We start from the raw sequence: 12609 nt of genomic DNA, 5'->3' as shown, positions 1-12609 counted from the left end.
TCTCATATCTCTAGCGCAGGCCGATCAGCCCCTGGTGTCGAAACCGACCCAGATGGTGATGGTTTCTCCGCCAAGATAGGGGATGGTCACATTCTCCACCACCTTGACGAATTCCGACATCTGCGCCGGCGGCGTAATGGCAACAGGAAGCGTGTATTTTTCCGAGAATATGGCCTGGCCGTCGCGCTCGACGGCGAAGCGGATGGGCGCATTGACCGACGTCTGCCGGCCGGCGGGGCCGAGCAGAACGCGGCCCGATACACCCATATTGACGGTGATCTGGCCATTCGAAACCACGCAATTGCGCGTCGCCTCGTCGATCACCCCCTGATATTGCAGCGCCTGGGAATCGCCGGTGCGGCCGCCGCCATAATAATACATGGCCTCGCCCCCCAGCCGCACTTTGATGGGCGGGCATTCGGTGGCGATTACCGGCAGCGCATTGGTCTGCGCCTGGGCTACCGATTGCGGCGTTGCCGTGGCGTTCTGCAAGTTGGCATTAGCCGCGTTGGAGCCGCCGCCCATCAGACCGCCCATGGAGCAACCGGCCAATAATGCGGCCAGGGCGAGGGAGGCGGAAATCCGATACAGGGACGTCAGATTGGGGTTCATCTTGGCGCGGGCTCCTGGCGATTAGGCGGCTTCGAGAGCCATGAGAATGGCGGGCGCGCCACTGGCATTGACGCCGGGCGCATCTTCCACGAACACGGCATCAATTATGCCATCGCGAATAATCATTGCGGCGCGGGCATAGCGCGTACCCATGCCGGTGCCGGTGAAATCCTTGTCCAGGCCCAGCGCCCTGGCGAAATCCGCATTGCCGTCGGCAAGAAAATCCACGTCACCAAGCGCCTCGGAGGCGTTTGCCCAGGCCTTCATGACATGATGGTCATTGGCCGAGGCGCAAACGATCCTGTCGACGCCGGCTGCGCGAAACTTGGCGGCATTGGCGATAAAGCCCGGCAGGTGGTTGTCGTGGCAGGTCGGGGTGAAAGCGCCGGGAACGGTGAAGAGAACGACAGTGCCGCGCCCCAGTACCGCGTCGCTCGTCGTGTCCTCGACACCGGCCGCAGTCACCAGCTTGATCCCGACCGAGGGGAGCGGATTGCCGCGTTCAATCATTGGTGGAATTTGCCCCATGCTTGGCGGCCATGCCGCCTACTCCAAACTCAGGCCCTGCGATATGCGGCTTTTCGCTCGTGTACAAGACCGGCCGGCTTATTGGCCCAATGCAGTCTCGTTCGCTGCGTCGCCGGCCTCTACGGTCCGGCTCACCACATATGCCCCCATTTCGGTCATGAAGGTAATCTCGACCTCCAAGCCGTCCAGAGCACTATTGTCGCTTTTGCCCAGGATGGGAAGCACGACTAGGTCGCCATGCGGGCTTTTTTGCGGCGCGCCGAAGAGTGGCTCGCCGCTAGAGGTGGCGGCAATCAGGCTCGCAGCATCGACGCCGTCCTGCTCGAGGCGTATGCCGATGGCGGTCGCGCCCGCCATCAGCGATACCCTACCGATAGGGTGGGGTTCATCGGTCCAGGAGATCGGCACCGCCGCCATGGCCTGTCTTATCCTGAGGCCATTCGGCGCATCGGGCGGGCCCGCCGTCAATGGCAGACGCAGCCGAGTCCGGGCCGGCACGCAAATCTCCGAGCAGATACCGAGCGTTGCCAGGATGTCGACGGTGCCGTCCGGATCGGACATGGTCAATTCGATGGGCAGCACCGTATGGCCGTAATAGACATAATCTGTCTTTTCGGCCTTTTCCTCTCGGAGGGGATAGGGCCAGAATTGCCGGTGAGCCACGACGCCGACAGAATCCGAGAAATCGAGATCGACGGGCAGCCCGGTTTCCCCCGGCACGCGCCAATAGGTCTTGGTGCTGTCCGGCATGTCGATTTCCAGCGCCACCAGCGTCTTGCCATCGTCGGCCACCTGCCCGGTGCCGATCAGGCGGATCGACACCCCCGGCGCCAGGCTCTGCCATGGCGTTTCCGCCGCCAGGGCGGCCGGGCAAAGGAAGGAGATCGCGAGGCAAAGAACCGATATCAGACGCATGGGAATGGCATTAGCGCAGGCAAAGATGAAGGAACAGTCGTTCAGGCCTTCGTGAAGGCATTCGCATCGCACCGAAAGCCGGGGAGCTTGGCACGATGGGCTGTGAGGCCTACATTGCCCTCATGAACTCGCTCGAAGGCCAATTTCTTGTTGCCATGCCCGACATGGCGGATGAACGTTTCGCGGAAAGCGTCATCCTTGTGGTTGGGCATGGCGAGGAAGGCGCGATGGGGCTGGTGGTCAATCACGAACTGGCCAATCTGCGTTTTGCCGACATTCTGGATGAACTGGACCTCGGCGATGCCGATGCGGTGATCAGGCTGCCCGATTCAATTCGACAGCGCGCGGTGATGCGGGGCGGTCCCGTGGAAAAAGGCCGAGGCTTCGTTCTGCATAGCGGCGATTATCATAGCGGCAATACCTACAAGGTCAGCGAGGATGTCGGGCTGACGGCAACGCTCGACATTCTCAAGGCGATGGCTTTCGGCCCGGCGCCGCGCGCCGCCCTTTTCGCGTTGGGCTGCTGTGGCTGGAGCGCTGGGCAATTGGAAAGCGAAATCGGCGCCAATGGCTGGCTGACCGTGCCATTCAGCCGGGAATTGCTGTTCGATGTGCCTGTGGAACAACGCTACGACAAGGCCCTGGCGAGCCTCAATATCACCAGGGCGACGCTCAGCACTGAAATGGGGCATGCGTAAAGATATCTGGTCCAGCGGACCCTATTTTCCCATCTGCGCAGCCAGTTTCTTGCCCAGTTCGCTCCCCGTCATGGCGGCGCCGAACGCGAAGCCCTGAGCGTAGCGGCATTCGAGCTGGCGCAGCCGTTCGATCTCATCGAGGCTCTCGACGCCTTCGGCAATGACCATCAGGTCCAGATCACCGGCAAGGGCCACCACGGCCTTGATGATCGGCCCCTGCGTATGGGCGATGCCATTGTCGCTGCCCATGCGCACGAACGCGGCGGGTATCTTGATGGTGTCGAAGGGGAAGCGGTGCAGATAGCTCAGTGAGGAATGACCAGTGCCGAAATCGTCAAGCGCCAGTCCCAGCCCCATATTGCGCAGGGCTTCGAGCATATAGGCGGATTGCTCGGGATTGTTCATGACCTGGCTCTCGGTGATCTCGAGCTTCAGATGCGCCGCCAGGGCCCGATCCTGGGAAACCAGGTTCCGCATGTCATTGAGCAAGGTCTCGGTGGCCAATTGGCTGGGCGAGAGATTGACCGAGATGAAAAATCCATCGGGCAAGCCCGTCGTGGTCAGCCAGTCCTTGGCCTGCGCCGCCGATTGCTCGAATGCCAGGCGCCCCAGTCTCTCGATCTGGCCGGAGCGTTCCGCCAGGGGCACGAATTCATCCGGGGTCACCGCGCCGCGCGTCGGATGGTTCCAGCGCATCAGGGCTTCGGCCCCGGCGAGCTGGCCCGTTTGAATATCGACAATCGGCTGGAACTGCACATGCAGCTCGCCCTGCTTCATGCCGCGCTCCAGGTCCTCCTCGCTCGCCCTGTTATAGGAGGCGATGGAGCGGGCCGAAGCGCGATAGGCTTCGATGCGATCGCCGCCCAACCGCTTGGCGTAATACATCGCCAATTCCGCATCGCGCAGCACATCGGCGGCGGTGGAGGGATTGCTGTCGTAGATGGTTACGCCGATGGACGCCGTCAGCACCAGGTCCCGGTCGCCGAAATTGAACGGCGCTTTCAGTGCCTTGCGGATCTGTTCGGCGGTCTCGGCGATCTTGCTCGCCGCCTGCTCGGAGGCGAGAATCACCGCGAACTGGTCGCCGGCAATGCGGGCGACGGTGTCGAGCGGGCGCATGATGCGGGCGATGCGCCGGGAAATGGCCAATAGTACCGAATCTGCCGCCGAGTGGCCGATGCGCTCCTCGAGTTCCATGAAGCGATCGGCGTCGATGAGGAATACGGCCGGCTTGGCGCCGCCCGGAAGGCGGGCCCGGACCAGGGCGCGCTCGAGCCGATCGAGGAAAAGCTGGCGATTGGGCAGGCCGGTCAGGCTGTCATGCACGGCATCGTGCAGCAGCCGCTCGCGGGCAGCGCGGTCTTCCGTCACGTCCTGCAACGTGCCCACGATGCGATTGACCTGCCCGTCGCCGCCCAGAACCGGCTTCACCCGCATGCGGAAGGTGCGGTAATTGCCATCATGACCCGCCACCCGCATATCGGCGGAAACCTTGCCGCGGCGTAATTCCACCAATGTGTCGAAGGCGGTGCGGAAGCGGTCGCGGTCGTCGGGATGCACCCGGTCGAGCCAGCGCTTGATCGCGCCGCGCAGCGCGCCGCGTTTTTCGCCCAGCCGCGTCGCCAATTCATCGCTCACCATCACGCGGTCGCGATCGATATTCCAGTCGAAGACGAAATCGCCCGAGCCGGTCAAGGCAAGGGCCCTTCGTTCCACCTCGCTCAGGGTGCCGACCGAAACCTGCCCTTCGGAAAAGGCATGCTGTACTGCCGTAAAGCCGAGCAGCATGACGATCAGCACCAGGCCGCCGGCCACGGCCGGCTGAGCGACGTCATTGGTCACGCGACCCGACACGACAAGCCAGGCGTAGAACAGCCAGGCAATGTAGATGATCCATGTCGGCACCAGCAGCACGGCACGATCATAGCCGCGCAAGGCCAGCAGCAGGATAAGAAAGAAGCCCGACACACCCAGCAGCGCCAGCACCAGCCGCGAAATGGTGGCGGCGATATCGGGCTGGAGGAAGGCGAAGGCGAACAGCGCCAGGAACAAGGCCGCCAGTCCCAGGGCCAGATGGATGAAGCGCAAATGCCAGCGGTGCAGGTTGAGATAGATGAAAAGGAAGCCCGCCAGCGTCGTGGCAATGCCCGCCTCCGCCGCCGCCCGCAGGGGCTGAACGCCGCCGGCAGACAGGCCCAGCAAGCGCCCCATGAGACCGAAATCGATCAGCAGATAGGCCAGCACCGCCCAGGCAAAGGCTGCCGTGGCCGGGAATACGCCACGCCCCTTGACCACAAACATGATGGTGAGGAACACCGCCGCCAGCGACGCCACGCCCAACACCACGCCCCGGAACAGGGTAAAGGCGTTGATGTAGTCGCGATAGGCGCTTGGCTCCCAGAGATAGAGTTCCGGCAGCCGCTCGGCGGACAGTTCCGCCACCACCGTCATGGTGGCGCCGGGATCGAGGGTGACTTCGAACACATCCGCTTCCGGATCGGCCAGCCGCACGGGTCGAATGCCGGCGCTCGGGGTAACCGCGGCAATGCGGGAACTGCCGAGATCGGGCTGGAACACGCCTGAGCCGGGCAGGCGATAGAACGGAGCGACGAGCAGGCGCTCGATCTGCTGGTCGCTGTCATTGCGCAGCGCGATCAGCGCGAAGAAGGGATCGGAACTCTGGTCGCTGGCCAGAACCTCGATCCGGCGAATGATGCCATCGGCATCCGGCGCCGTGGAAAGCTGCACACGCCCGCCCTGCCCCGGCACGACCTCGATCACCTCCGAGAGATTGACCGCATTGACATCTTCGGGGACGGTGATGACCTCGAATGCCCCTGCCGGGACATGAGCGAGCAACGCGAACGCGAGACAGATCGCGAGTGTAAACAGATGACGCATCAGGGGCAGCTATATCCTGCGCTAGGCTTCATTATGGCGGCGGTCGCGAGCGCTTGCGCAAAGCCCGGACAAGCCATGGTCTTTTTTACCCTCCAGCGGAGTGGGTAACTTGGTAAGGGAGATTGCCGCTTGCGACAAGCGCCGGTCCATGTTGCCATAGCGCAACACACAGATTGCCGGGTCAGGCGACCCAATGCTGGAAACGCATGCCCAGGCGCCAGGTTTCCCAGTGTTCCCGGGTCAAACCCATCAGCACATGGTCTTCCCAGCGGCCGTTGATCTGGAGGTAATGCTTGGCATAACCCTCCTCGACAAAGCCGTTTTTTTCCAGAACCCGGCGCGACGCCAGGTTGTGGGGCAGGAATGCGGCATGGACGCGGTGCAGGTCCAGGGTCTGGAAGATGAATGGCAAGGTGACGCTCACCGCTTCGCTCATCAGCCCTTGGCCGGCATATTCCTGGCCCATCCAATAGCCCAGATTGACAAATTGAGCGGCGCGGCGACGGATATTGGAGAGCGTTATGCCGCCGACCAGCACTTCCTTGCGCCTGTCAGGAAGGAAGATGAAAAAGGTATAGTCCGTCCCCGCCTCCGCTTCCTGCCGGGCATGGCGTACCCGCATTGAATAGACGCGGCGGGCGAGGTCGAGCTCGCTCCAGCGCGGCTCGAAGGGGCGGAGGAAATCCTGGCTGGTCCGGCGCAATCGGTACCAATCGTCATAGTCCCGGCGCTGCGGCAGGCGCAGCATGATTCTTTGCCCCTGAAGGGCAATCAACGGCGCTGGCGAGGACCAGGGCCAGAACATGGCCGCCTCAGCGCTGCAGGGTCTCGCCGATGCTTTCGACATCGGCAAGGCCGTCAATGGGGCCGATTCCCGCCAAGGTCGGCGAGCCGGCGGTGAATATCTGCTCAGCCACTTCACGTACGCGCTGGGCGGTGATGCGATTGATGCGCTCCACCGTTTCCTGCATCGGGATCGGCCGGCCCCAGAGAATCTGCTGGCGCGCCAATTGGCCGGCACGGGCCGAGGGGCTCTCCAGGGACATTAGCAGTCCGGCGCGAATCTGATTGCGCACACGCACCACTTCCTCGTCGGTGATGGTTTCGGTCGCCCGGCGCAACTCGTCCAGCACCACGGGCACCAGTTCGTTCACCTCGTCCTCGCCAGTCGCGGCGGCGACGCCGAAAACACCGCTATCGGCGAAGGCCCAGTGAAAGGAATAAACCGAATAGCAGAGGCCGCGCTTCTCGCGGATTTCCTGGAACAGGCGCGAGCTCATGCCGCCGCCCAGCACCGAGGCGAGCACCTGCGCGGCATAGAAGCCGTCCGAATTATAAGCGCGCCCCTCGAAACCCAGCACGATATGGGCTTGCTCGTGGTCCGATATCAGCCGCTCTTGCCCGCCCTGATATTCCGCGCGCTGGGGAGCCGGTGCGCCATTGGGCGCGAGATCGGCGAAGCGCTGCCGGGCGACATCGACAAGGCCGTCATGATCGACATTGCCGGCCGCGGCGATGACCATATGGTCGCCCACATAATTGCGGCGCATATATTTGCGCACCATGTCGGGGTTGAAGCCGCGCACCGAATCGACGGTCCCCAGAATAGTGCGGCCGATGGGCTGGGTCGGATAGGCCGCCTGTTGGAACAGGTCGAAGACATGATCGTCCGGATTGTCGCGCGCCGCGCCAATCTCCTGCACGATCACCTGTTGTTCCCGCGCCAGTTCCCCCTCGTCGAAGGTAGAGTTTTGCAGGATATCGGCAAGGATATCGGCCGCCAGAACCACATCGTCCTTGAGCACGCGGGCGAAATAGCCGGTATGCTCGATGGATGTCGCCGCGTTGAGATCGCCGCCGACATTCTCGATAGCCTCGGCGATCTGCAATGCGGTGCGGCTGCCTGTGCCCTTGAAGGCCATGTGTTCGAGCAGATGCGATATGCCGTGTTCGGCCTTGCGCTCGGAGCGGGCGCCAGCTTTCACCCACACGCCCAAGGAGGCGCTTTCCAGATGCGGCATGTCATCGGTGAGCACTACCATGCCATTTTCCAGAATCGTCGATTGTAGGCTCACACTGGTCCTCCTGAACCGGGCGGCCTCAACGACCGCGGCTCTGCATATCGTTCAGGCGCGGCTGCGGGCCGCGATGAAATCTTCAATCTGGCGCTGGTCATTGTCCAGCACCGTGACCCGTTCGGGCCGCTCATAAAGGTCGCCCAGCCATGCCGGCAGAGCGGGTTCGATCCCCGAGGCCTCCGCCACGGCGGCGGGGAACTTTGCCGGATGCGCCGTTGCCAAGGTAATCATCGGCGTCCCGTCATGCGGCAGGCGGCGCGCAACGCCAACGCCGACGGCGGTATGAGGATCGAGCAGGTAGCCGCTGGTTTTTTGCGTTTCGGCGATCACCTGGCGCGTAGTCGCTTCGTCCGTCGTGCCGGCGGCGAAGTCGCGGCGGATGGCGGCGAGGGACTTTTCCGGCAAGTCGAAGCCGCGCGACTGCTTCAGAGCCGCCATCATGAGGCCCACCTTCTCCGCATCGCGTCCGGCGCTTTCAAACAGCAATCGTTCGAAATTGGACGAAATCTGAATGTCCATGGATGGGCTGATCGTCGGCGCGACGCCGGCCATTTCGTAGCGACCGGTATCGAGCGTACGCCGCAGGATGTCGTTGGCATTGGTGGCGATCACCAGCTTTTCGATCGGCAGACCCATCTGCTTGGCGCAATAGCCGGCAAAAATATCGCCGAAATTGCCGGTGGGAACGGTGAAACTCACCGCCCGGTGTGGCGCGCCCAAGGAAACGGCCGCCGTGAAATAATAGACGATCTGCGCGACGATGCGGCCCCAATTGATGGAATTGACGCCGGACAGACGCACGCGATCCCGGAAGGCATGATTGTTGAACATGGCCTTCACAGCGTCCTGGCAATCGTCGAACGTGCCTTCCAGCGCGATATTGTGGACGTTCTCATCCAGCACCGTGGTCATCTGCCGACGCTGGACCTCGGAGGTACGGCCCTTGGGATGGAGGATGAAAATATCGGTGGTATCGCGGCCGCGAAACGCTTCAATGGCCGCCGAGCCCGTGTCTCCGGATGTTGCGCCGACAATGGTGGCCCGCAATCCGCGCTCGGCCAGGACATGATCCATGATCCGGCTCAGGAACTGCATGGCCACGTCCTTGAAGGCCAGGGTCGGGCCGTGGAACAGTTCCAGCAGGAAATGGCCGGGCTCCAGTTCCACCAATGGCGCCACCGAGGGATGACGGAAGGTGAGATAGGCGGCGTCGATGATGGATTTGAGCCTGGCTGGCGGAATGTCGTCTTCGACAAAACGCGAGATGATCGCATAGGCGACATCAGCATAGGGCTTGCCGGCAAAGGAGGCGATTTCTTCGGCGCTGACCTGCGGCCAATGGGCGGGAACGTAGAGGCCGCCGTCAGTGGCCAGGCCTGCCAGAACTGCATCAGAGAAGCCGAGCGCTGGCGCCTGGCCGCGCGTGGAAACAAAAAGCATCGAGGGAATGGGCCCTTCTAGAATTGTTGCAACCTAGTCAAAGCCGAGGGCAGCCGCAAGGTTTGAGGCCATCTAGGCGGCGGGCGGGTCCGGTCGCCGCTGACGCCACAACCAGAAACCCAGCATGATCACCGCGACGATGGCAAACCCGTACCAGGTCAATGCGTAGCCGAAATGGTTATTGGGGAACTGCATCACGGTTTCGCCGCTCTGCGGCAGGTCGCCCTCGGCGCCGGCGAGGAGATCGACATAAAAGGGTGCGATGGGAGCCAGGGCGGGATCGACCATGGCCGCCAGGCGCTGCGGGTCGCGTACCCATTCGATGCGGTTGGACATATCGGGGTCGGGCACCATGAAACCGGCGGCTTCTCCGGGGCGGAAAAGCCCGACGACGCTCACCGTATCGGCATCGTCGCCATGCAGATCACCCAGGGCCGCCGCTTCCTGATATTGCTCCGGCACGAAGCCGCGATTGACGAAGACGGTGCCGCCTGCGGCAAGCTCGAACGGGGTCACCACCCAATAGCCGGGCCCGGAAAAACGGCCGCGCGCCTCCGACAGCGACGTGAAAACCGTTACCGTCTGGGTATAGCGAAAGCTGCCGGTCAGCGTTACCGGCTGAAAATTCCATGCCTGGAGATCGAGGGCGGCCCAGTCTTGGCTCGGTGGAGCAGGAATAGGCTCAGCGTCCAGCCGGGCATCCACGGCGGCGATCAAGGCTTCCTTCTCCCCCAGACGCTCCATCTGCCAATTGCCCAGGAACACACAGGTTCCGGCCAATGCGAGCATCAACGCACTGAAAAGCCAGTCACTCCAGCGCAAGCGCCGTCTTGTTGCGTTCTCGGGCATGGGGTCGGGCTGGCTCAACTTTGCTCTCCAAAGCAAAAGGGCGCAGCCATGCCGCGCCCCTTGTCCACTTGATTTGCCAATCAGTGGCTCAACGTCACGCCCCAGCTGCCCCAGACATAGATCGAGGCGAACAGGAACAGCCAGACCACGTCCACGAAATGCCAATACCAGGCGGCGAGTTCGAAGCCCAGATGGCGTTCCCTGGTGAAGTGACCTGCTTCCGCGCGGAGCAGGCAAACCAGCAGGAAGACCGTTCCGATCAGAACGTGGAAACCGTGGAAGCCGGTCGCCATGACGAAGGCCGAACCATAAAGATTGCCGGTAAACGAGAAGCCGGCATGCGAATATTCCAGGAACTGCACGCAGGTGAACAATGCGCCCAGAGCGACGGTGAGCACGAGCCCCCAGCGCAGGCCCTTGCGGTCGCCTTCCAGCAAGGCGTGGTGCGCCCAGGTAACCGTCGTGCCCGAGGTCAGCAGGATCAGCGTATTGAACAGCGGCAGATGGAAGGGATCGAACATCTCGACGCCATTGAGCGGCCACTGCCCGCCGGTCACGGCGAAGCGGGTATATTGCTCGACATCGTCCCAGCGGAAAAAGACGTCAAAATACGCCCAGAACCATGCGACGAAGAACATGATCTCGGAGCCGATGAACAGCATCATGCCGTAACGGTGATGGAGCTGCACCACCGGGGTGTGATCGACGCCGTTATTGGCTTCCTTCACCACATCGGACCACCAGGCATAAAACCCGTAGAACAAGGCCGCCAGACCGATGAAGAACAGCCAGGGCGTCCAGTTCTGCATCCAGGCAATGCCGCCAAACGCCAGCAGGAACAAGGAAACAGACATGACGAACGGCCAGGGACTGGGTTCGACCATGTGATAATCATGGTTCTTTTGGATGGCGGCCATGTTCAGCTTCCCTCACTGTCTGAAGCGTAGAAGGTATAAGAGAGCGTCAGCTCTTTGATGGTGTTGAGTTCGAAATTATCATCGAGTTCGGGATCGACAAAGAAGACGATGGGCATTTCCACCGTCTCGCCCGGCTGGAGCGTCTGTTCGGTGAAACAGAAGCACTCGATCTTGTTGAAATAGGCGCCGGCCCTTTCCGGCACCACGTTGAAGATCGCCTGGCCGGTGACGGGCTTGTCGGAATGATTGGTGGCAATGTAATTGACCGTATCCACCTTGCCGATCTTATCGGTAACCGGTGCAGCCGCCTTGACGGTCCAGGGCAGCGCCTTTTCCACATTGACGTCGAAGCGCACCTTCATCTCACGGTCGATGATGCCCTTGGGATTCTCGGCGGCGATCTGCGGGGTGCCGCCGAAGCCGGTCACCTGGCAGAAAAGCCGGTAGAGCGGCACCGAGGCGAACGCGAGCCCCACCATGCCAATAACAATTGCAGCAAGCGTCAGCCCAACACGATTGTTGCGGCTTCCGCCATTGCCATGGAGGGGAGCGGAAACATCAGCCATTAAAGCGTCCGATCGAACAGGGCCGGTCCCATCTTGATGAGGGTCAGCACATAGAAGGTGATTGCGAACAGGATCAAAGCACCCGCCAGCGCCAGCGCGCGGCGGCGGCGTTGCTTGCGGAAGCTCGCCTCCTGCTCCGGTGTCATCTCGTTGGGCGCAAGCCGCGCGCCATGTTCGCCAGTCATTTTAGATCACTCCTAGCCGTAGGGCGATTGTGTCGGTGAGCAGCGCCAGAAACAGCACGAAAAGATAGCTCAGCGAATAGGTGAAGAGCGAACGGGCGGTGCGCCGCATCCCCGCCCCTTCCGGCGCACGCAGCAGGCGCACCGAGAGCCAGACGAAGCTCAGGCCAGTGACCAGCGCGACCGCGCCGTAGATCCAGCCGGAAAAACCGAGCCAGAGCGGCAGCAGGCTCGCGGCCGCCAGCAGTAGCGAATAGACGAAAATCTGCCACTTGGTGGACTTTTCACCAGCCACATTGGGCATCATGGGCACGCCAGCCGCGCCGTAATCGCCCTGCTTGTAGAGCGCCAGCGCCCAGAAATGCGGCGGGGTCCAGAGAAAGATGATGAGGAAGAGCGCAAAGCTCTCCCAGGAGAGCGTGCCGGTCACGGCGGCCCAACCCACCATGGGCGGAAAGGCCCCGGCCGCACCGCCGATGACGATGTTCTGCGGCGTCGAGCGCTTGAGCCAGATCGTATAGACGACGGCATAGAAAAAGATGGTGAAGGCGAGAAAGCCGCCAGCAACCCAGTTCGTCGCCAAGCCCAGCAAAATTATCGAGAAGGCCGAGAGGACGAGGCCGAAGGCCAGTGCCTCCCCCGGGCTCATCCGGCCGGCGGGAATGGGCCGGTTCTGCGTGCGGCTCATGACCGCGTCGATATCGGCATCGTACCACATATTGAGCGCGCCCGAGGCGCCCGCGCCAATGGCGATGCAGGCAATGGCGATGAAACCGATCACCGGATTGATGCTGGCCGGAGCGACGAGCATGCCGACCAGGGCCGTGAACACGACCAACGACATGACGCGCGGCTTGAGCGATGCGAGGTAATCCTCGACCCGCGCGCCCCCGTTCATTGCGGCAATGTCTGCCTTGTCGTCG

The 12609-nt window shown here is 62.3% G+C and carries 13 protein-coding genes; 1 reads left to right on the top strand and 12 read right to left on the bottom strand.

What is annotated here, in order from left to right; genetic code table 11:
• Positions 1-24: 24 nt before the first annotated feature.
• The 3 genes from O9Z70_RS02840 to O9Z70_RS02830 all read right to left on the bottom strand — a co-directional run bounded on the left by O9Z70_RS02840 (position 25) and on the right by O9Z70_RS02830 (position 2055).
• Complete coding sequence (locus O9Z70_RS02840) at positions 25-612, bottom strand: hypothetical protein (RefSeq protein WP_286020988.1); 588 nt, start codon at positions 610-612, stop codon at positions 25-27.
• A 21-nt stretch (positions 613-633) separates the two neighbouring features.
• On the bottom strand, positions 634-1122 hold the full coding sequence (locus O9Z70_RS02835) for a peroxiredoxin (RefSeq protein ID WP_286020987.1): 489 nt from the start codon (positions 1120-1122) through the stop codon (positions 634-636).
• 96 nt (positions 1123-1218) lie between these two features.
• Entirely contained in the window at positions 1219-2055 is an 837-nt protein-coding gene (locus O9Z70_RS02830; protein ID WP_286020986.1) for a protein-disulfide reductase DsbD domain-containing protein, read from the bottom strand.
• Between the two features lie 95 nt (positions 2056-2150).
• Between O9Z70_RS02830 and O9Z70_RS02825 the strand changes: the two genes are divergently transcribed.
• Positions 2151-2753 (top strand): YqgE/AlgH family protein, encoded by a 603-nt coding sequence (locus O9Z70_RS02825; RefSeq protein ID WP_286020985.1) that lies wholly within the window; start codon positions 2151-2153, stop codon positions 2751-2753.
• Between the two features lie 21 nt (positions 2754-2774).
• On the opposite strand, the gene O9Z70_RS02820 is transcribed toward O9Z70_RS02825, so the two are convergent.
• The 9 genes from O9Z70_RS02820 to O9Z70_RS02780 all read right to left on the bottom strand — a co-directional run bounded on the left by O9Z70_RS02820 (position 2775) and on the right by O9Z70_RS02780 (position 12584).
• On the bottom strand, positions 2775-5654 hold the full coding sequence (locus O9Z70_RS02820) for an EAL domain-containing protein (RefSeq protein ID WP_286020984.1): 2880 nt from the start codon (positions 5652-5654) through the stop codon (positions 2775-2777).
• Between the two features lie 181 nt (positions 5655-5835).
• Complete coding sequence (locus O9Z70_RS02815; protein ID WP_286020983.1) at positions 5836-6402, bottom strand: GNAT family N-acetyltransferase; 567 nt, start codon at positions 6400-6402, stop codon at positions 5836-5838.
• A 64-nt stretch (positions 6403-6466) separates the two neighbouring features.
• Complete coding sequence (locus O9Z70_RS02810; protein ID WP_286020982.1) at positions 6467-7729, bottom strand: M16 family metallopeptidase; 1263 nt, start codon at positions 7727-7729, stop codon at positions 6467-6469.
• Positions 7730-7780: 51 nt separating this feature from the next.
• On the bottom strand, positions 7781-9172 hold the full coding sequence (gene thrC / locus O9Z70_RS02805; RefSeq protein ID WP_286020981.1) for a threonine synthase: 1392 nt from the start codon (positions 9170-9172) through the stop codon (positions 7781-7783).
• Between the two features lie 72 nt (positions 9173-9244).
• Positions 9245-10039 (bottom strand): SURF1 family protein, encoded by a 795-nt coding sequence (locus tag O9Z70_RS02800; protein ID WP_286020980.1) that lies wholly within the window; start codon positions 10037-10039, stop codon positions 9245-9247.
• A gap of 62 nt (positions 10040-10101) precedes the next feature.
• Entirely contained in the window at positions 10102-10938 is an 837-nt protein-coding gene (locus O9Z70_RS02795; RefSeq protein ID WP_286020979.1) for a cytochrome c oxidase subunit 3, read from the bottom strand.
• A gap of 2 nt (positions 10939-10940) precedes the next feature.
• Positions 10941-11504: a cytochrome c oxidase assembly protein gene (locus O9Z70_RS02790; RefSeq protein ID WP_286020978.1), complete on the bottom strand. Its 564-nt coding sequence runs from the start codon at positions 11502-11504 to the stop codon at positions 10941-10943.
• Positions 11504-11689, bottom strand: coding sequence for a cytochrome c oxidase system small membrane protein (locus tag O9Z70_RS02785; RefSeq protein ID WP_286020977.1), 186 nt, complete (start codon positions 11687-11689; stop codon positions 11504-11506). The genes O9Z70_RS02790 and O9Z70_RS02785 overlap by 1 nt, the downstream gene beginning before the upstream one ends.
• Position 11690: 1 nt before the next feature.
• Positions 11691-12584 carry a heme o synthase gene (locus O9Z70_RS02780; RefSeq protein WP_286021940.1) on the bottom strand — a complete coding sequence of 298 codons (894 nt, stop codon included), beginning with the start codon at positions 12582-12584 and terminating at the stop codon, positions 11691-11693.
• Between the last annotated feature and the right edge of the window lie 25 nt (positions 12585-12609).

Source organism: Devosia sp. YIM 151766, from assembly GCF_030285925.1.
GTDB lineage: Bacteria > Pseudomonadota > Alphaproteobacteria > Rhizobiales > Devosiaceae > Devosia.
The sequence above is the reverse complement of the archived record's forward strand: the minus strand, read 5'-3'. Positions and strand labels throughout refer to the sequence as shown.